14 protein-coding genes are annotated in these 20,560 nt (G+C 38.3%); 8 read left to right on the top strand and 6 right to left on the bottom strand.

The window, feature by feature from the left end:
* Window positions 1-12 precede the first annotated feature (12 nt).
* The 6 genes from IR083_RS00795 to crcB all read right to left on the bottom strand — a co-directional run bounded on the left by IR083_RS00795 (window position 13) and on the right by crcB (window position 9,967).
* Window positions 13-1,191 carry an IS4 family transposase gene (locus IR083_RS00795; RefSeq protein ID WP_242052319.1) on the bottom strand — a complete coding sequence of 393 codons (1,179 nt, stop codon included), beginning with the start codon at window positions 1,189-1,191 and terminating at the stop codon, window positions 13-15.
* Window positions 1,192-1,378: 187 nt separating this feature from the next.
* On the bottom strand, window positions 1,379-2,149 hold the full coding sequence (locus IR083_RS00790; protein WP_006800432.1) for a M15 family metallopeptidase: 771 nt from the start codon (window positions 2,147-2,149) through the stop codon (window positions 1,379-1,381).
* A gap of 69 nt (window positions 2,150-2,218) precedes the next feature.
* Window positions 2,219-2,611, bottom strand: a complete 393-nt coding sequence (locus IR083_RS00785; protein WP_006800433.1) for a DUF1573 domain-containing protein — start codon at window positions 2,609-2,611, stop codon at window positions 2,219-2,221.
* Between the two features lie 152 nt (window positions 2,612-2,763).
* On the bottom strand, window positions 2,764-3,414 hold the full coding sequence (locus IR083_RS00780; protein ID WP_194222853.1) for a murein L,D-transpeptidase catalytic domain-containing protein: 651 nt from the start codon (window positions 3,412-3,414) through the stop codon (window positions 2,764-2,766).
* 44 nt (window positions 3,415-3,458) lie between these two features.
* Window positions 3,459-9,476: an alpha-2-macroglobulin family protein gene (locus IR083_RS00775; RefSeq protein ID WP_194222852.1), complete on the bottom strand. Its 6,018-nt coding sequence runs from the start codon at window positions 9,474-9,476 to the stop codon at window positions 3,459-3,461.
* 134 nt (window positions 9,477-9,610) lie between these two features.
* Window positions 9,611-9,967: a fluoride efflux transporter CrcB gene (gene crcB / locus IR083_RS00770; RefSeq protein ID WP_006800436.1), complete on the bottom strand. Its 357-nt coding sequence runs from the start codon at window positions 9,965-9,967 to the stop codon at window positions 9,611-9,613.
* A gap of 162 nt (window positions 9,968-10,129) precedes the next feature.
* Between crcB and IR083_RS00765 the strand changes: the two genes are divergently transcribed.
* From IR083_RS00765 to IR083_RS00730, 8 genes are all read left to right on the top strand, one after another.
* Window positions 10,130-10,825, top strand: a complete 696-nt coding sequence (locus tag IR083_RS00765; protein WP_194222851.1) for a LamG domain-containing protein — start codon at window positions 10,130-10,132, stop codon at window positions 10,823-10,825.
* 11 nt (window positions 10,826-10,836) lie between these two features.
* On the top strand, window positions 10,837-11,400 hold the full coding sequence (locus tag IR083_RS00760; RefSeq protein ID WP_194222850.1) for a hypothetical protein: 564 nt from the start codon (window positions 10,837-10,839) through the stop codon (window positions 11,398-11,400).
* Between the two features lie 613 nt (window positions 11,401-12,013).
* Window positions 12,014-12,994: a ketoacyl-ACP synthase III gene (locus tag IR083_RS00755; protein ID WP_194222849.1), complete on the top strand. Its 981-nt coding sequence runs from the start codon at window positions 12,014-12,016 to the stop codon at window positions 12,992-12,994.
* Window positions 12,995-13,142: 148 nt separating this feature from the next.
* Window positions 13,143-14,033 carry a GLPGLI family protein gene (locus IR083_RS00750; RefSeq protein ID WP_194222848.1) on the top strand — a complete coding sequence of 297 codons (891 nt, stop codon included), beginning with the start codon at window positions 13,143-13,145 and terminating at the stop codon, window positions 14,031-14,033.
* Window positions 14,034-14,054: 21 nt separating this feature from the next.
* A complete protein-coding gene (locus IR083_RS00745) occupies window positions 14,055-16,697 on the top strand; it encodes a TonB-dependent receptor (RefSeq protein WP_194222847.1) in 2,643 nt (880 codons plus the stop codon).
* A 195-nt stretch (window positions 16,698-16,892) separates the two neighbouring features.
* The gene (locus IR083_RS00740) at window positions 16,893-17,840 is read left to right on the top strand and encodes a glycoside hydrolase family 43 protein (protein ID WP_044216377.1); all 948 of its coding nucleotides are present in this window, start codon (window positions 16,893-16,895) and stop codon (window positions 17,838-17,840) included.
* A 753-nt stretch (window positions 17,841-18,593) separates the two neighbouring features.
* The gene (locus IR083_RS00735) at window positions 18,594-20,075 is read left to right on the top strand and encodes a DUF3943 domain-containing protein (protein WP_006800444.1); all 1,482 of its coding nucleotides are present in this window, start codon (window positions 18,594-18,596) and stop codon (window positions 20,073-20,075) included.
* Window positions 20,076-20,079: 4 nt separating this feature from the next.
* Window positions 20,080-20,484 (top strand): GNAT family N-acetyltransferase, encoded by a 405-nt coding sequence (locus IR083_RS00730; protein ID WP_006800445.1) that lies wholly within the window; start codon window positions 20,080-20,082, stop codon window positions 20,482-20,484.
* Window positions 20,485-20,560: the final 76 nt, after the last annotated feature.

Below are 20,560 nucleotides of genomic sequence, written 5' to 3'. Positions count from 1 at the left end.
CACTAGTGTCCACTAAAAAAAATTAAGACATAATTGAGTATCATTTTGATAGTTTATCTGCGTATCATTATTATTAAAAAGATTTTCTATTGGCATTCTTTCAAATAATGATAAACTAAGTATTCGTAATATTTCATAAGTGGACACTTTTATTTTTAATTCATGTTTCATGATTGTAACAAGACAATAGGTTATTATAGCAGAAAATATTTGAATTTTGACGGCATTTTCAGAAGTCCCATAAAACTCCTTTATTCTCAAATGTTGTTTTATCCATTTGAAAAAGATTTCTATATTCCAACGATATTTGTATAGAGTGGCAACTTCTTCAGCTGTTATATCCAGATTGTTTGTCAAAAAAGAAAAAGTAGTTTTCAACTCCTTGCTATAATATACAACAGATCGTAATTTATCGGGATATCCTTTTTGAGCGATTCTGGATGTAAAGATAATAATCTGATCAGCCATGATTCCCGTTTGGGGATTATTATAGTTTTTGTCGGTTAATACTTTATATTTCATATTCTGTTTTTTCCTTACTACAAAAAAAGCATCTATAAGATTAATTGCATATAATTGAGGAGTACTCACATATGCTTTATCAAAAAGATAGAATGCATTGGTTTCGTATGGAATAATATCCATCAGGGTGCAATCGCTGGTTAATTGATCGGTAATGACATTGAAAGTTGGAATTTGGTTCTTTATATCATATAAAGTATACAATTTAATTCCCCCTGTTCCTTTTCGTTGCTTAGCCCACCAGAATGTATTGATACATAAAGTGATTATTGAAGAATCAAATGCATAAATATTACTATCTGTTTCCAGGTCAACAATCTGTGTATTATTGGATTTTATACAATCAATGAGCTTTAAAGAAAATTTTTCAAAAACATCTATACTACGTACTTCATTGGCTTTAGATAAATTACTACGTGTTACGCTTTTTCCAAATCCAAGATGATAAAACTTTTTCTTATGCGCATCAAGTATCCCTATCAAATCCCGAAGGCTTTCCCGATTAGATAACTGACCAAAAATCAGAACTAAAAGGTGATTCCAACAAGTAAATGATTTTACATATTTATTGCCTTCGTATTTATCGACTAAACAATCAAAAGCTCTCTTGGGCAGAAATCTACATAATTGAGTAAAAACGTAATGTCCATTGTGCATTCCTACTATCATTTTGTTACTTCTAACAAAAATAGAGATTTGAAATGTACACGTAAAAAAAACGAATATTATTAATTGCATATCAAATAATTACATCGCTTGTTAATGTTTTTTAGTGGACACTAGTGTATGCAATACGCCCCTACATGAGGCTGAAAAACAGCTTTATGAATTTTGATGCGTTTGCCCTATATAAAAATCAGTCTTCAATCAGCAACTCCGGCCTGTATTCGAAGTGCATTGTATCGTAATGATACCACTTCCCACCCCATATAAAACCATGCTTTTCGAAGATATCTACAATCTGCTGTGGTATACGGTTCTTATATTTCACAGCTATGTCTTCTGATGTACAACGGCAGTCCCATTGCCAATAGTTAGAATATTTGACGTTCAGGTCAATTGCTGTACCGAAACTATGTGAACTCAGACGATCAGTTCCCCGTACTTTCCTCCAGTTGAAAGTCCCGGCACTAAGAAGATAGTCTTTAAGTTCGGGGTATTTGTCCAACTCATCCGAAATTTTCTGAAGTTGCTTATCTACTCCGTTTATATTTGTTACCCTCAACTTCTGATTTATAAGATCGGGGCACCATGTGATTGTGACAAGATTCTGTTGTACTTCGGATGGAGTAGATCCATACATTTTCTTTAGTAATTCCTCGTTGCGTATCCGCCCCGGATCATGGTTCTTTGGTATATTCTTCAGCTCTCCTTGTTTGTAATCATAAGTAAAGATATCCCCTAAATCGGAGCTGTTCATCAGTTCGCTATGGCTTTTTTGTCCTCCTTCATCGTATCTGATTTTAGAACCGTCATACATGATAAGAGACGATCCGTCATAGCCTTTAACCCGTGAGGGATAAGCCTGCATTAACTTTCGCACCCCTGAGGGATATGTCATATCCTGTGCTCCGGCATAAAGCGTGCTAAATAAGAGAGATAAGACTAAAGATAGATAGCTTTTCATGTATTTCCTATAAATAAAAAAGGATATACCCCACACAGGATATATCCTCTTCTTATATTCTATCTCTGATTATTTGCGAATAACTTCACCTTTGATATTCAATCTGTAGATTGAATCCGGAACATTTGAAAATACCGTAACGTCTTTACTGAATGTTCCCGGACGACCGGTAGTAGAATAAGTAACTTTAATCTTACCTTCTTTACCGGGCAACACAGGTTCGTTTGTATAATCCGGCGTTGTACAACCACAACTAGCCTGCACTCTTTGGATAAGGAAAGGCGCTGTGCCTGTATTTTTAAAAGTGAATTCGCAACTTACCGAACCGGCGCTCTCTGCAACTTTTCCAAAATCGTGTACTGCTTTTTGGAAAGTAACCTTAGGCGCTTTTTTACCGTCCTGAGCTGCGATAAAGCCTGTCGATAACACTAATGCAAACAGGATAAGTCCAATTTTTTTCATATTTCCAATTCTAAAATTTACTAATTAATTCTAATGTAGTTTCTAAGTTCATTTAATCTAAATAATTCACAAATGTAATAATAATATTAACTAGATGTTTAACTTTTTAGATTATTTTGCATTAGCACTTAATTCTCTTATTCGGGTTCTTCTTAATTATATATCCACATCAATACAGGCTTTTTAGATACTCTGAGCATCTCATCCACTTTACGCATCATCTCGTTGCTAACAACAGGGCATCCCTGGCTCCAGCCCAAAGGCAGATGTTTGGGATGAATATTGTGATCAGCAACGGGAGTATGTGAATGCAATACTACCCAGCGCTTGAAGGCATTACTATTTGTCTTATCGAGACCATGCATCTTATAATGTACATTGATGCCCCAACTGCTATAGGCACGTGCTCCTATCTTATATTTTCCCAACGAAGAGCAATAACTGCCTTCCACATTACTGAATACAGGCTTCGACTGCGTACTTTCCATTCCATAGCCATGACAGCAAAGACTTGAATATTTGATGGTATCTTGAGCAAAATCCCAGACAAAAAAGCGCTTCTTCCCGGAATGGATACTAAAATCGATGAGATAGCAGTATTCAGTATTGAAACCTTTCGATTTGCAATAGACCAAAGCCGAATCTGCTTTCGATTTAAGACGGGTAAAAGCTGCCTGACTTTCGTCTTCTGTATTTCTATGCTCCGTCTGATTTATCCCACTGTTACAGGACTTGTATCTGATAAAAGATACAAGTCCAACCAGTAGAAGTATGGCTAATATGATAGAGCCAAATATTTTCATATGTATGTAGTTTTAGGTGTAAAAGGTATTTTATATCAATATCACTATTCTTTCACCGTCACCTTTATTCCCTGCGTATGCGATGCAAATTCCGGTGCATACATACATTGAATCGTGGTGATTCCATTTGCATATTCCCCTGTACGATTTACATACACAGGATATTCCAATACATAAGTGCCTTTAGGCAGATGGTCGAAGTAGAAATTAGTGGATGCGTCTTTCCCCATCTGATAGTATATCAGACCGCCTGCCCATCTTGTACCTGAAATAGTTTGCTGCGGCTCGAAACACGGCGCACGCATATCTTTCAGTTGAACGAAATCCATATCTCTGTCGGTGCGTACTGTAAGACGGACAATCACTTTATCGCCGACTGTCAGCGGATTCGACTCAGTTATCAGGGTCAAACCTTTTCCTGCTGCCGATACATTTTCTTTAAATAACTCCTTACTTACATTCAAATCGCCTTTTTGTACTGTTATCTTGTCCAGATTTTCGTAATACTGCCAGTACATAGCGCCATAAGCAGGTTGAGAGGTGGAGGTGGTTACTTCCACTTTCCCCATATCATTTGTTATTTCCGACTTATTCCATGTTTGTTTGAAATAGCCTGTTCCCAGTTCTTTATTCTCCGGTTGGACAATCTGGCTTCCTACCTTAATTGCCGTCGGAGTGGGTTCTGTTACAAACCAGTCCGTACCTGAGCTTAACAAGGCACTAATGGCATCAATAGACGCATGAGTGGATTCCCATACTTGTGTACGCTTCTGATTCAGCAACCAGCGTTTCATCAGATCCATTTCCTCTTTAGATGCGCCGTTTTGTTCCAAAGCGTCCATCAGGAACGTATGTACACTGATGGCGGAGAGAGACATAAATACATTGCTGCGGTTGTTTGGCCAGTACATACCTAGTTTGACGTTTTTAACCGCATGTTCTTTAATGGATTTTACAATCTTATTTGCCTGCTCTTTTTCTCCGTTTTGTTTCAGCACAACAGACAGGATAGAACGTTCATACATGTTCAATTTAGTCCAGTTCTTAGTTGCCACGTCTGTATAGAAACGCTCGGCAGCACGAGCTTCCTGCGAAATAGGTATATCACGATAGAATGAGCGTACATAAGCAAATTCGAGCTGATTGGTAGAAATAGTTGTAACCTTTTCCCAATCTTTATTATACTTTTTCAGGTTTTTGAAATCTTCCGCAATCTGATTATCAATATATTTCAATGCTTTCATTTGCATTTCTTTTATCTCCTGCGGATACTCCACCTGCCCTGTTTTTTGCAAATTAGCATATCCGTAAAGCATATACTGAGTTACCGAACGGCTCGGATAAAGTCCTTTGTACCACGACCAGCCTCCGTCATTTGTAATTAGTTCTGCTAATTTCCTTGTGGCCGCATCGGTTTGTTGTTTAGTATTATTCAGATCGAATAATAATGATAAGCGTTGCATTTGCTCTGTTTCATCTTTGGCATCGAGTACCCAAGGGGTTTCTTCCAGTAAGACAGCTTTCAGTTCCTCATCTTTTTGAAGTTTGGAAACGAGCGTTTGCTTATCTGCTCCCTGTTTTTGCCAAGCCTGTATCATAGAAGCTACTTTCGGATACTGGCGAACGATTGAAGATCCCAATGTATTCACATAATAACTCGCAAACCAGTTCACGGCGTTTTCATTCGACGGATTGCTCATAGCAGGCAATGCCTGTACCGCATACCATGCCGGATTGGATGCGTATTCCAATGTCAGGCGATAGTTGCTCGCTGTGTTTGATGTATTGTTATATAGTTTATCGAATGTGAACGTACTTGTGCCCTGCTTCGTAATATCTATCGGCATGCTTTCGGTTACCAGCATACGATTGGATAATACAGCCAATACATGTTGCTCACCGTCACTGAACGATTCGTTTTGTGCTACAATGCGGCAACCTATCAGCTCTATGCCGGCAGGAATATCGAATATCCAGCTAACTGATGTAGAGGCATCTTTTTCGAGAGAGAATGTTTGTTTTTGGTTTGCAAGGCCTAAATCAATTACTTTATCAGTTGCAGGGTCAAAGAATTCGATATGTACATCTCCGGATAAAGACTTATCCGAGAGATTTGAAATTTTAGTGGAAATACTTGTCTTATCTCCCTGACGGACAAAACGAGGCATATTAGGCGTCACCATCAGTTCTTTACGGGTAATCACCATCTGCTCTAATGTACCTACACGTGCATCTTTATCGTGAGCCAATGCCCTGAAACGCCATGTAGTATTGCTTTCGGGTACAGTGAACGATATAAGTGTCTCGCCTTTTTCGTTAGTCCTCAACTGAGGGAAGAAAAACGCTGTTTCGTTGAAGTTCCGGCGGATTTGAGGGGCAGAAGTAACCGGATTTGAAGAATCAAGTTTATCCAGCAAACCTTCTACACCTCCTGCCGAATCAGCGAGGGCTACAGATTCGTTAAGCATTCCCTGTGGTGCAGCAACAGATGCTACGCCTCTAATCATTATTCCAGGTTCTGCATTAACTGTAATTCCGGCAACTCTGCCTTGCAATGCTTGTGAAACCGAACCTGTAAACATTACTTTCTTCATAGAACCATATCCTATAACGACAGTTTCATTATCGGGATAGTTCATATATTTCAGAGGTATATCCCCCAAAAGGTTATTTCTTCCGTATGAATATATATAACCGAACCAATTGACGATATCTTTTGTCCTTTCGAAAATGTTTTCTGATTCCGGTTTATAGAGGAAACTAAACTGCCGGGTATAATCGTTACTATACCCTGGAAAACTGTAATTTACAGGCGTTACATATTCCCTGCTTGTGTAGGGACGATTAAACGACCACGCCGTATATGGATATAGCTTATCCAGAGAAGTATCGTACATCGAAGCGAGCAATTCAGCCAAAATAGGTTGGCTTGTTGTATCCTTCACGCTTATAGTCCATGTTTCGGCCTGTCCCGGACGAAGCTTATCGCGGAATACTTCCAATTTAATGTTCAACTGCGTATCCGGCAAATCTGTTTTCTTGTATAATGAAGCCTCTTTGTTATAAAGTTTACCATCCCTCACGGATGTGAATGTCATTTTCAGTTCATCACCATACTCATCTTTGTAAGGCACGGTGAATGTCTGGTTCGCATCACTGAGTTTTACGAAACGTTTTTCAAATACCTTCTTATTATTATACAACTGATAAAGGATATATGAATCTTTTTCCGATGAACCGAATATCACTTCGGCCGGCTTGTCTTTCTCAAATAACAGATTCTTTGTTACCAGCCATTCATTTGTCTTTACAGGCGGTTTCTTATCGGCATAAGAATAGAGTACGAAATTCTGCTTTTCACCCACTTCATTGCTTTTGCTATCTAATGCTTTCACCTGTAACTGATATTTACCCGACGCCAATGATTTCAATCTGGCTTTCAGTTCGGTTTGCTCTCCGGTTTTGAATGAGCCGGACAATACATTGCCTTGTATCAGTATCGAATCGTTGTCATCCAGCGCATATATTTCATAAGTCCCCGAAGTTTCTATATCCTGCGCCTGCAAATTACGGGCAGCGATTTTGAGTTCGTAATCACTCGCTTTCTCCATCTGTTGCGGTATATCAATATTGATAACCATAGACACATTCCCAACTGTCAGGGTATAAGTGTTCGACTGTGTTTCGCCGTTCACATCCGTAACTGTAGCTGTAATGTTGAATGTATATATCTGCTTGTCATTGATAGAACGCAGAAGCGCCCTGTTACCGTCTCCGGCTTCGGGGGTAAATGTAATTTCGAACGAACCGTCATCATTTGTTTTCACCGTGCCATCGGTAAAAGGCGTGGTATTACCTGAACGCCAATACCAAAAGCTAAATTGCTCACGGCTTATATTGTATTTCACATCGGCGCCCTGTAAACTGATGCCTGAGAAGTTTTTGGCATAACCTTTCAGCGTTACCTCTTCCCCGAATGTATAAGTTTTATCTACTTTGTCGAAGGTGATTTCAAAGGTAGGGCGTTTGTATTCTTCTACATTAAAATAGGCAGAAGCATCGTCTATCTCGATATGATATCCTCCCAAAAGACCTGTTTGAGGCAAAACAAATTCGCCGGATATAGAGCCGAATTCATTTGTTATTATTTCTTTTTCAGCGATAGATTCACCGTTTGCATTATATAGTTCTACGGTGTATTCTTCGTTTGCCAGTAATTTAGAACCATTATCTATGGCTATTGCTTTGAAATAAACGGTCTGCCCCGGACGGTAAATAGCCCTGTCCGTAAATATACTGATGGCCTCTTCATCTCCGTCTTGCTGAATCTGGTTCCATCTGTAATTCTGAGCTGATAGGGTTTCTGCCCGCAAGCAGGAATCAGCTCCTAATTCAACCTTATATGTAGCTATATTATAACGGTACTGATCTGTACTGATCGTCTTATCATTGTAAACGGCAAGCCCCAAAGCATCTGTTTTAAGTATTGTTATTAACTTCTGAGCAGTTTTACTATTGGGATATTCATAGGTATATATTTTAACTGTGGCATCTTTTACAGGCTTGCCTGTGATTCGGTCTACTACAAGTATTTCGTATTCATCTTTAGCGCTGTTACGGGATAAGGCGATTAAAGAAGATACGGTAAAATCGAATGTATTATTGATTTGTAAATTTAAGTTATCATTCGCATTATCATTTTCCAAACTATCTTTCGAACGACTACTAAAAGAATATTTTCCGACAGGTAAGACACCTAAATCTACAGACAATGTGTCCTGCTGATAGGCTGCTTTTGAAATCAAATTCAATTGAAGATCTTTCACCGGATTATACTTTCCGTTTTCTACCTTATATAATTTGAAGTCCGGCTTTTCCGCCAAAGCTTGTAAATTCTTATGTATCAATGTCAGCTGAAACGGTTGTTTCGGATACTGTAACTGATTTCCTTTTATTGTGAGAGACGGATATTCCATTTCATTTAATCTGGCTTGAAGCACTTTTGCCCCATATGATGCCGGATATTTATCTATTCCTTTCTTTATCCATGTGTAAATCTTTTCGTTTATATCAGCTGACTGCAAATCGAGTATTTGCATATTTGGATATGAATCTACTATCTTGTTTATAATTTCAGTAGATGCTTCACTGTTCTCATATTTCTTTTCCAATGCGATGAAAATATCTAATACTTTATCACCGGACAATGTACGGGAATTCCGGCTAAGATAGTTTGCCTTATCAATCTCGGTGAAAACAAGTGTCGGTATCATATTACGACTCAACAAATCTTTCATATATTGCTGATAATACAGATAGATGACTTGCCGCTTATCCGCTCCGGCGCTAATATTGAGTTTGATATATTCATCCGCCGGGGCTGCCAGTTGCTCCAGACTTGCCCCCGTAAGCGTTACATCATATTCCCGGTAACCCATCGCCTCAATACCCTTAGCTATCTGAATAGCGCGTTCCATCAGGAAGTCGTACAGAGTAGGATAGTATTTCTGACCGTCGGTACCTAATAGTATTATATCGTCATAAGCCTTGGTTGTGGATTGTTTAAGCGCCATAATATCTTTCACCGATAAATCCAGGTTTTCGATAATCTTATTCATAAAGATATTGCTACTCCACTCTTTCATATCTTCAGGGACAACATCCTGTAGATTGGTTCGCTGGTTTATCTGCCACTGGTTGCTGTTATAATAATCGGAATATAACTCAGCTAACATAGAATGCAACAAAGCTTTTTCGTCGGCATTGGTAGTCTGAGCCAATAAAGCCTGTAAGTCTGTGAAGATGGCCTCACTATCGCTCCTGTCTATTTGTTTCTTATATTTATTTTTACAGATCAGGGCTTTGATCACTTGAGTAGTATTCTTATCAGAAATAGCCTTTTGCAGAATTTCATCTACAGATTTTGCTGCCGATTGCGGAAGACTTTGTTGCTCATAATCTTCTACTTGTTTCCACTCATTTTCATATTTCTTATTTGATATTTGTGCTATCATGCTGATGCTCAATAAAAAGAACAGACTAATCAATAATTGCTTCTTCATATTATTACGTTTTGTATTTTCTCTCAATATATTATAGACGGATTTTAGGTGTATTATTCACAAGGAAAAGCGTTAAAATTAGTTATGAGTGTAAATCATGAGTTATATACTTTCAACTCATCACTTACATCTTATCATTTACTAACATACATGCCCAACCATACGGCACCGATGCCCAATACACAACTGGATAAGGTATAAACAAATGCCAGCGTCATCTGGTTGTTGTTAGCCAGCGTTAAAGTTTCGCTGGCAAATGTGGAAAAAGTTGTAAAGCCTCCGCAAAATCCTGTTATAAGCAGAAACCGGAGATTATTGGAAGGTAAAAGGTTTGCGAATAACCCGATACAAAAGCAGCCCAGAATATTGACTGCAAATGTCCCGACAGGAAACGGGAACGGTTCTGATCGCGTTACCAGTACTGAGGCAAGGAAACGCATAACGCTGCCTACTGCTCCTCCTACACTGACTAAAAGAATCTGCTTTAACATAGTTCAAATTTACATGTTTATTTTTAAATAATAGATAAGCTGTTAAAAATACATTTAACAGGATTTGCTATTTATAACATTTTATGTTCAAGATCGTTTCAGGCAATATCAAATTCTATTAACTTTACTGACTAATCTTTTATACTCAAACTGATCATTACTATGAAAAAATATCTGTTTTTATTTGTCTGTATTATTTTTACATCCGGAATATATGCACAAAATCTGAGAAAGGGACTGGTTGCACATTTTCCGATGGATGGAAATGCCCTGGATATGAGTAAATATAAAAACAACGGAATAGCCGAAGGCGTAATCCCAGCCAAAGACCGTTTAGGAAATGAGAACTCGGCCTACCAATTCGGTGGTGATGCCCTAATAAAAATACCGCATTCGAAATCCCTGAATATTAAAAAAGCGATAAGTATTGCCATTTGGATAAAAATGGACAGATATAAATATGGGGGTATGCGTATAATAGATAAAAATACCGCAGGAGGTATAGACGGTTATATGTTCGATACTTATAACTCATATACGAATGAGGGTACCGGATTACGTTTCGGAATGACAAACTTCGGCGCTAATTATTTTGACCGTATTCCTGTTAACGAATGGGTACATATAGCTTTTGTTTGCGGGAAAGGTAAATTCCAGTATTATATAAATGGCGAATTGAAGAAAACATCGAAAGCTCCCCTGAACTATTTCGGACAAAATACCCTTCCATTGATTATAGGTATGAGCCAGGGACAGTATGCCCGAGACGAATATTTCGAAGGGTGCATGGATAATTTGAGGTTATATAACCGCATGTTGACAGAAGAAGAAATAAAACTCATCTATAACGAACAGTGATACGGGTAGAAATGAAAGATTTAATACTATATATTAAAAGTTTTTTTATAGATAAGCACATACGATTTATTTATAAAAATAATTTTAAAAACCGTATTAAGTTGTTTTTTGCACGCCTGTTTTGGAAAAATCCATATAAAAATACAAAAGCCTGCTCTATTTACAAAACAGAAAAGAGTTATAAGATTATTACAGTATACCCTGTATCGTCAGGGCTTTTAACTGAAAAAGAACCTGTTTATATTTTACCGCTAAGTATAAAAGCCGAAGAGCTGAAAGATGCGATCTTTGATGCTGTAAGCGCAAGCAAATTAATTAGTTATAAAGAATACAAAAATACAGCAATAGATTATTTGAAAATGTTAAAAGAAAAATCATTGAAAAATTTATATACAAATTCAAAACATTGCTCCGTTTATTTGAAGAACAATACTGTAGATGTACATTTTTCTAAATATTCAGAAAAATATAAATGTTTAGAATATGATGAAGAACCAAATCTTATAATTGAATATTCAGAAGAAAATAAGTTGAAAATCGTAAATGAAATTATTGAGATTATGAATCATAAGTAATGGGAAAATTTATTGCATCGTTCCCGTTGTAGGAGTGAAACAGCGGCATTAGCCAATTATCATTCGCTCGTACATGCAACCAAAAAAATGAAGATAGAAATATGTAGAAAAAAGAAAATGTTTATCTATATATAGCGGATAGCCTTTAGCTGTTAGCTTGTAGTTCTTTGAAAGATTGATTCGTAAATCTGTAGATTAGCATATTAGCAAATGAGTGAAATAGTGTAACCTTTGTAACCTTTTAACAAGTAATAAGTTTTAAGTAATGAGTACAAAGTTGAAAGAACTGTATTTATGTTTACCCTAAAGTCTCTTGTGCGATAGCCTAAGCTAACGGCTAACAGCTATCAGCTAAAAGCTGAAATATGTGTTACCTTTGTTACCTTTTAATCATACGTAGTTAAAAAACATAAAATAGACAGAATCAAAACAGTAAAAAACTGTCAGCTGTGTCAGATTTTAACCAAATATAGTTAATAAACGTAAATTTGATAATGAATTATGAGTTTTAAGTAATAAGTACCAGGTTGAATTACCTGTATTTTTGTTAACTGATGACTGTTAACTGGACAGTATAATCTTTTTGTAAATTATTATAATTAGCGTATAACAAATGAATGCAATCATTAATTCAATAGGGATTTATGTCCCTGAAAAACCGATAGACAACCATTATTTTGAAAGTATAATAGATACTACTGACGAATGGATAACCACCCGCACAGGTATCAGCCAGCGATTTTATGCTGCGGAGAACGAATATACCAGCGACCTATGTATAAAAGCAGTGCAAAACCTTGCGTCCAAATACAATAAGGATTTATCCGACATTGATTTTATCATTGTGGCTACCACGAGTGGTGAACAGGTTATGCCCAGCATGGCAAGTCAGGTGCAAACCCGTTTGAATATTCCGAATGCGGGATGTATAGATGTTTATGCTGCATGCGCAGGGTTCGTATACGGCATTATTCTCGCCAAAGGGCTGATAGCCGCGGGCACACACAAGAAGGTACTGGTAATAGGTGCGGAAACACTTTCGAAAATCACCGATTTTACCGACCGGACTTCCTGTATACTGTTCGGAGACGGTGCAGGGGCTGTTATAGTGGAAGCCAGTGGCGAAAACCATATATTCGATGCACTGACCGAAACAGATGGCTCGCATGGGAAAGACCTGTATCTCGCGCATCAGAATGTACCGATAAACGGAGAGCCTGTTATTCCCGACCGCAACTTGCACCAAAATGGCAAAGTTGTTTTCAAATGGGCGGTAAGTACTTTAGTCGGAAAAATACAAGAACTGACATCCAGGAACCACCTGAAACTGGAGGATATAGACTGGCTTATACCGCACAGTGCAAATATCCGGATACTCGAATCGGTATGTTCAGGCTTGAATATCCCAATGGATAAATGTCTGGAAAGTATCAGAAATTATGGTAATACTTCGGCCGCATCCATTCCTATCGCCTGGTATAACGGCATAGAATCGGGTAAGGTAAAGCTGGATGACAACTTGTTGCTGATCGGCTTTGGCGGAGGATTGACCTGTGCCGGAATATGCCTGCAAAATAAGATTGAAAAAAAGTAAGAATATCTATCTGACTCACAAGAGGAAATGTATTTAGTTTCATTTCCTCTTTTTTATTTCGTCCCTTTTGTCTAAAAAAATAGACAAAATATTTTTATGTCTATTTTTTTAGACTACATTTGTGGTATAACTAAATTAATATCGCAATATGAAAAAGACAATCTTATTATTAGTATCATTAGCCCTTGCAGCAACTGTATGTTCACAACAGGTAATATCTGTCCGGAAAATAGATAAAGGAGACATAAAACAGGAAAAACTCGATGCCGCAACAATCCGCTGTTATTATAAATTCACACAACCTGTCACAGCAGATAAGGAAACTCATCAGCAAACAGATACGATGACTCTGGATATCGGTCGGAAAGCTTCCCGCTATTATGATGCTGCGCGTATGAAGCGGGATTCATTATTCGGAGACTTTATGAGTAACAAGATAAATCCATCCACAATACAAAGCATGTCTGTACTAAAAGACGGAGATATGTCCGTGTTGAATAACAAAGGTGGAACAACTTTCGATTCTACTACAAAAGGAGAGACCGCTCAATTATTCAAAAAACGCCCGACGGGAGAAATAATTACAATTGACAGGGCAGATAATGCTCCCAAAAAATACAAATGCACCGAAACTATCCCTGCACAGCGATGGAATATCTCGGCCGATACACTGACCATACTAGGCTATATCTGCCAGAAAGCGAATACGGAATTTCGCGGACGGAATTATGAAGCATGGTTCTCACCTGATATTCCGGTAAATGACGGACCGTGGAAGTTTTATGGATTACCGGGATTGATAATGAAAGTATCAGATTCGGAAAACCTGTTTTCATTTGAGATTATAGGCTTGGAAAATCTTGATAATCCGGTTGATATTACTATGGCTCAGGAAGATTATATGAAAGCCAGTATAAAAGATCTCGAAAAATTAAAGAAAAAACAATCGGGAGGTACTGCCGTAAATGTTAACGGAGGGAATGTAATAATGGTACAGAAAAAGAATAATAAAGAATACCTGTCCTTAGAAATTGATTAAACTCCAAGTCCATAAATATAAATGATGAAAAAATATCTCCTCACTCTCTTTATCCTTATATCCGGTTTCACACATGCGCAAACCGTCATCAAAGGGATTGTACTTGATGAGGGCAATAAACCTGTGCCGGATATCAATGTTACTTTACAGGAAAAAGGGCGCTCCCTGATGCTCGGCTATGTATTGACTGATGAGACCGGAAAATATAAGATAGAGTATAAGGGTAAGAGTGACAGTATTGTTATCATTGTTTCGGGCTTTAATATCGGCAAACAATCGAAAACAGTTAGTAACCGGAGCCAGGATGCAGACTTTTCTATTATACAGGAGTCTATCATATTGAATGAGGTGAAAATAAAGCCGCCGAAAATAAGGCAGGCGGGAGATACGTTGAATTATATGGTGGAAAGTTTCAGCGACGCCAATGACCGTACAATAGGTGATGTATTGAAAAAAATGCCCGGCATACAGGTTAAAGACGACGGAGCAATACTTTACCAAGACAGGCCAATAAATAAATTTTATATCGAAAATGCGGATTTATTACAGGGCCGTTACGGCATAGCCACAAACAATATAGAAGTCAAAGATGTATCCACTGTACAGGTAATGGAAAACCACCAACCGGTAAAGGCGCTGAAAGACCGTGAATTTTCGGAAGATGCTGCTATAAACCTCAAGTTGAAAGATTCAGCCAAAGGCACTCTTATCGCAAATGCACAGGCAGGTGTAGGCGCCGCACCCCTGCTTTGGAACAATGAGTTGACAGGAATGTATATTGCAAAAAAATTGCAGAATATAACTACCTATAAAGGTAATAACTCCGGCGATGATGCCGGGCGGGAGCTGAATTCGTTCTATTCGGGCGACGCTTCACGAATGAAAAGTAGCAGCCTGCTGAATGTACAGGCCCCGTCTTCCCCATCGATCAGTGAGAAGCGATATCTGGACAATCAGGCGAATATGGCTTCATTTAATAATCTGTGGAGTCTGAAAACGGATTACCAACTGACTGCAAATATCAACTACCTAAACGATTACCAGCAAAAGAGCAGCTATGCATATACAGAAAACTACCCGCCAAACGACGAGACAATAAAGATAGAAGAACTGCTAAATTCGAGATTGAGAAAAGAAAGAATGGACGCTGATATACAGTTGAACGCCAACAAAGAAAAATATTATTTCAACAACCTGCTGAAATTCGAAGGAATATGGGACAGGGAGCGGGGCGATGCCATTTCCACGGATAGTGTTTATCAGCACTTGAAAAAGCCAAACTATGGCATCAGTAATACATTCAACCTGGTAAAAACGAACGAAAAACATACATGGACTTTCTATTCCTTCAACGGGTACAATACTTCGACTCAGACATTACGTGTACAGCCCGTATTGTATCAGCAATTGTTCGACCCTGTGCCTTCGCCGGAAGCCATGGTGCAAGAGGCCGAACGGAACGACTTCGCTTCATACAACAGAGTTACATGGGGGCTCGGCAAGGGTATTATAAAACAGAATTATACATTCGGATTCGACGCGGACTTACAGCAGCTCAAATCGGCATTACAAGCCGATACAAAAAGTGGATCCGGTAATTTGCCCGACACTCTTAGAAATGACATAAAGCAAAATAAGTTTGTATGGAAATTCTCACCCAATTATACATATTCAAAAGGATATAAACTGAACATATCATTGTCGTTACCGCTCAGTTATACAATATTGGACACGGACAACAATGTATCGGATAAAAAAGAGAATAAGGGCTATTTGTTTTTCAATCCCTCTCTGTTTGCCAATTACAAATTATCGGCTTATTGGGATAGCTATCTGAATGCCAGCTATAGTAATTCGACGGGAAGCCTTAATAATATATACACAGGATATATTATGTCCTCATACCGGAATTTATTGCGCAACGACGGGAAATTATTCAGACAACAATCCCAGAATTACAGCCTTGTGCTAAATTACAGGAATCCGATAACAACCTTGTTTGGGATGGCAAATATATCATATTACCGGAATAAGGTCAATCTGCTTTACGACTATTATTACAGTGGTATATTAAAATTGCAATCGACCATAGATATGCCGAATACAACAAGCGGAATAAATGCAAGTGTGCACGGCAGCAAAGAAATTGAATCCATAAACACAACTGTTTTTATAGGTGGCGGCTACAACAACAGCCAGTCTTCACAAATAAATCGGGGAGAACTTATCGATTATTCCAGTCAAAGCTTTTCGGTGTCGCCGCGCTTTTTGACGAAGTTTAGTTCGAGTGTAAGTTTCGAATATTCAATAAAGTATACGCAAAGCCAGAGTAAGATAAAAGATAGTGGCAGAAGCTTCGATCCTATACGCATAACATCACAAAATGCACAACTGAATATTTTCCCGCTGAAAGGGCTGGTAATAAACCTGAGATATGAGAACTTCTATAATAATACAATCACTTCGGGCAACAGATCTATGTCATTCGGTGATATAGGAGCAAAATATAAATGGAAAAAAGCAGAAATAATCCTCGATTATACCAATATTTTCAATTCCGGACAATATATATCCACATCATACAGTGATGTGAGCAGATATTATTATTCTTACAATTTACGTCCGGCAGAAGTATTGTTGAAAGTGCGGTTCAAACTGAAATAGATTATTCAATGAATAGCTTTATTCCATATTTTAGAGTCTGTTTAACTTTTCGTTGTTGAATAATAAACGACTAAAATTGAATGATTATTCGACTCTTGTTCCTTCATTAATCCCTACATTTATCGTAAAAAAAATTGTATTATGAATAGAACAAGACTGATTCTTTTGGTGTGCTTATTTCTCTCTTCGTTTACGATGACTTCTTATAGTCAGGAAAAGATCCGCACGAATATTCCTCTGGACTCGATTGTATTGAGTGACCCGTGTATTTTAGCCGATCCGGCTACAGCTATGTATTATATGACCGGAACCGGAGGCAAGCTTTGGAAGAGTAAAGACCTGAGGCTCTGGGATGGCCCTTACACGGTAGCGCAAACCGATCCGGACTCATGGATGGGACCACGGCCTATGATCTGGGCGGCGGAGATCCATGCCTATAAAGATAAGTTCTATTATTTTGCCACTTTTACCAACCGTGCCGTAAAAATAGACACTGTAGCGGGAAATATAATCGAACGCAGGGCTTCACATGTATTGGTCAGCGACAAGCCTGACGGCCCTTATGTCCCGATGCAGGATAAAACATACCTGCCTGCGCACATGCCTACATTAGACGGTACCTTCTGGGTAGACAAGGATGGTAAGCCTTATATGATATATTGTTACGAATGGCTGCAAAACCAGAATGGGACAATGGAAAAAATAGAACTCAAACCCGATTTGAGCGGCTCTGTGGGTGAAGGCAAACTGCTTTTTCGTGCCAGCGACTCACCTTGGAGCAGAGAGAAAGATAAGGATGGGAACGACCGCCGCAATAAGGTCACAGATGGTCCCTATCTGTTCGAAACAGGTACCGGACGATTGGGTATGATCTGGACAAGCTGGATATATGATGTATATACGCAAGGGGTTGTTTACTCAGAAAGTGGAACCCTCGATGGCCCGTGGATACACGAACCGGAACCGATCACACCTCCCAATTTCGGGCATGGTATGCTCTTTCGCACACTCGACGGTAAGCTATTGATGTCTGTACACAGCCACAAAGAGATGCAGGATAGACACTACCACCGTGTACCTCATTTGTTTGAAGTGGATATTACGGGTGACAATCTGGTTGTAGGCAGGCAGTATATTCCTTAATCCTGATTAATTTTTTTCCAAAGAAAAGCTATATTAAAATATCAGTACATAGTATAAAATTAATATCTGAAAATATATAAACAGATTAAATAATAATTATCTATATGGCAGAACTTATAATTATAAATATTATAGGTTCTGCGCTCTTTGAAATAATCCTTTAGTGTATTGACCTCCTGAAAAATCGATAAATAAAAAATGAGTAAAAGTTGTAACTTTTGTTACCTTTTTGCTCCTTAGTGTCTTTGTTGAGTTTTTAACCACGAAGTAAAAGGAGTAACACGGAGTTTTTTGTTAACAGAATACTTCGCTTGGCTCAGTATGACAAGATAATTATTAATTTTTCATTCTTAATTATTAATTGTTTTTCGTGTTACCTTTGTTACCTTTTAACTATATATAGTTAGCGAATGTAAAAAATGCAAGATAAAATAATGAAAAAAGTGTCAGATGTGTCAGGTTTTAACGAAATATAGTTAATTAATGTAAATTATATAATAAGTAATGAGTTAGAGTTTTCGTCTTTACGAGAGAAACTTTTTAGGGAAGAAACGCTTCGCTTCGCTCATTATGACAAACAAATTATTAATTTTTCATTTTTAATTATTAATTGATTTCCGTTACTTTTCCTACAGAGAAAAGAAGTTACTACTTTACACTCCATTTACTAAACTTTTTAACATTATTATTGTTGAATCTTTAATTATCTTATCTTTGCATTCTTAAAATGATTTAAATATCAGACATACATTTATGTATAAAAGACTTCTCACAACCTCCGGTATATTCATTATCACTGCAATATCCGTATATTCCCAGTTTGCCATACACAAAACAGTAGTTCCTGCCCAACCTGCCGACTCTATAGATATCGCTTTCTATTCCAAAAAGAAAGGGCTTGGAGCTGCGACCCAGATATTTTCATTCAATATGGGTTTATGGGCTTTTAACAGATATGTCGCCAAACAGGACTATGCGTATATCGATATCCATACCATCAGAAAAAACATCAAGCATAAGTGGGTATGGGATAATGATGATATGGGCAATAATATGTTTCTCCACCCCTACCATGGCAATCTTTACTTCAATTCGGCCCGTTCGCGGGGATATAACTTCTGGGAGTCTGGAGCCTTTGCCCTTGGGGGAAGCGCTATGTGGGAGTTGTTCATGGAAAATGAATATCCATCGGTTAATGATATTATAGCCACACCTATCGGAGGACTTGCCTTAGGTGAAGTATTTTACCGTACATCCGATCTGGTTCTCGACGACAGGAGGGATGGCATGAACCGTTTCGGACGCGAATTAGCAGGGTTCATTATAGCACCTACACGAGGCCTTACCCGTGTACTGAATGGTGATGCTTGGCGTAGGCGTGCCACCACAGGTAAGCAATTCGGGATACCTGATGTATCTGTAGAAATAGCTTCGGGCGTACGTATACTTGAGCTGAAAGGTGAAATACTGGACAAAGGGGTCGGTGCTGCCGTCGATATCAATATCGAATATGGTGACCGTTTCGCTACAGAAAACGAAAAGCCTTACGACTACTTCTCGTTCCGTAGCAACCTGAATGTTCAGGGCTCACAACCGCTGCTCAGCCAATTGAACATCTTGGGACGCCTTTATGTAACAGAAGTGATCGATAATGAAAAAGACTTTCTTAGCTTCGGATTTTATCAACATTTCGATTATTACGACTCTGATACGATATCCGATGTATCGGGCAAAATCCCTTATAAATTCTGTACTCCTGCTTCTGCAGGTTCGGGATTCATATATGAAAATAAGCGATGGAAGGATTTAAGATTCACAGCCTTTATGCACGGCACACTTGTCCTATTGGGTGGTACACTCAGCGACCATTATGTAGTGGACAAACGAAATTACAATCTGGCAAGCGGATTCAGCTCCAAAATAGGAGGAAGCCTTACCTATAAAAACAAAATAAGCGTGTCTACCTCTTACGAGATGTATCGTATGTTTACATGGAAAGGCTATCCGGAAAATGTAGACTGGGAAAACATAAATGTACACGAGTTTGATTATCAGGGTGACAAGTCGCAGGCAATACTCCATGCTTTTACTCTAAGAGCCGATCTGAAAATGACCGATCATCTCTATCTGACCGGGATATATAGTAATTATACCAGAGATACGAATTACAAGTACTTTGAAGACGTTTTCTCCAAAACATCCGAAGGCCGTTTACTGTTAAGCTATAAATTCTAAAAATATGATAATAACCGAAGTACCATACCATGATGTGCTCACCATGCGCCAACAAGTGATGTATCCCGATAAAGATACAGAATTCGTAAAATTATCTGATGATGACCGGGGTTTACACATCGGAGTGTACGAGAAGGACGAACTGGTATCTGTTATGTCCATTTTCCTTCATGGAAGAGACGTACAATTCCGTAAACTCGCGACACGTAACGACATGCAGGGTAAAGGCTTTGCCTCGGCCCTTATGCAGTGGCTTATCGATTATGCCAACGATATGAAGCTAAACCGGCTATGGTGCAACGCCCGTATAAATGCAACCGGCTTTTACTCGAAATTCGGATATGAGGAAACGGATGAGCGCTTCTCAAAAAACGGATATGAATATGTAGTTATGGAACGAAAATTCTAATTTGAAAATTAGCTTATTTTAAATTAGCGAATATGTGAATAAAATTATTCTTAACACTAATTCTAATATCAAACTT

The sequence above is a fragment of the Dysgonomonas sp. GY75 genome, assembly GCF_015234155.1.
Taxonomy (GTDB): domain Bacteria; phylum Bacteroidota; class Bacteroidia; order Bacteroidales; family Dysgonomonadaceae; genus Dysgonomonas; species Dysgonomonas gadei.
The sequence above is the reverse complement of the archived record's forward strand: the minus strand, read 5'-3'. Positions and strand labels throughout refer to the sequence as shown.

Coding starts and splice junctions, on each gene's coding strand:
- IR083_RS00755 (WP_194222849.1), top strand. CDS start 12,014: ATGAATGCAATCATTAATTCAATAGGGATTTATGTCCCTGAAAAACCG.
- IR083_RS00750 (WP_194222848.1), top strand. CDS start 13,143: ATGAAAAAGACAATCTTATTATTAGTATCATTAGCCCTTGCAGCAACT.
- IR083_RS00735 (WP_006800444.1), top strand. CDS start 18,594: ATGTATAAAAGACTTCTCACAACCTCCGGTATATTCATTATCACTGCA.
- IR083_RS00790 (WP_006800432.1), bottom strand. CDS start 2,149: ATGAAAAGCTATCTATCTTTAGTCTTATCTCTCTTATTTAGCACGCTT.
- IR083_RS00765 (WP_194222851.1), top strand. CDS start 10,130: ATGAAAAAATATCTGTTTTTATTTGTCTGTATTATTTTTACATCCGGA.
- IR083_RS00795 (WP_242052319.1), bottom strand. CDS start 1,191: ATGATAGTAGGAATGCACAATGGACATTACGTTTTTACTCAATTATGT.
- IR083_RS00780 (WP_194222853.1), bottom strand. CDS start 3,414: ATGAAAATATTTGGCTCTATCATATTAGCCATACTTCTACTGGTTGGA.
- IR083_RS00785 (WP_006800433.1), bottom strand. CDS start 2,611: ATGAAAAAAATTGGACTTATCCTGTTTGCATTAGTGTTATCGACAGGC.
- IR083_RS00730 (WP_006800445.1), top strand. CDS start 20,080: ATGATAATAACCGAAGTACCATACCATGATGTGCTCACCATGCGCCAA.
- IR083_RS00760 (WP_194222850.1), top strand. CDS start 10,837: ATGAAAGATTTAATACTATATATTAAAAGTTTTTTTATAGATAAGCAC.
- IR083_RS00745 (WP_194222847.1), top strand. CDS start 14,055: ATGATGAAAAAATATCTCCTCACTCTCTTTATCCTTATATCCGGTTTC.
- IR083_RS00775 (WP_194222852.1), bottom strand. CDS start 9,476: ATGAAGAAGCAATTATTGATTAGTCTGTTCTTTTTATTGAGCATCAGC.
- IR083_RS00740 (WP_044216377.1), top strand. CDS start 16,893: ATGACTTCTTATAGTCAGGAAAAGATCCGCACGAATATTCCTCTGGAC.
- crcB (WP_006800436.1), bottom strand. CDS start 9,967: ATGTTAAAGCAGATTCTTTTAGTCAGTGTAGGAGGAGCAGTAGGCAGC.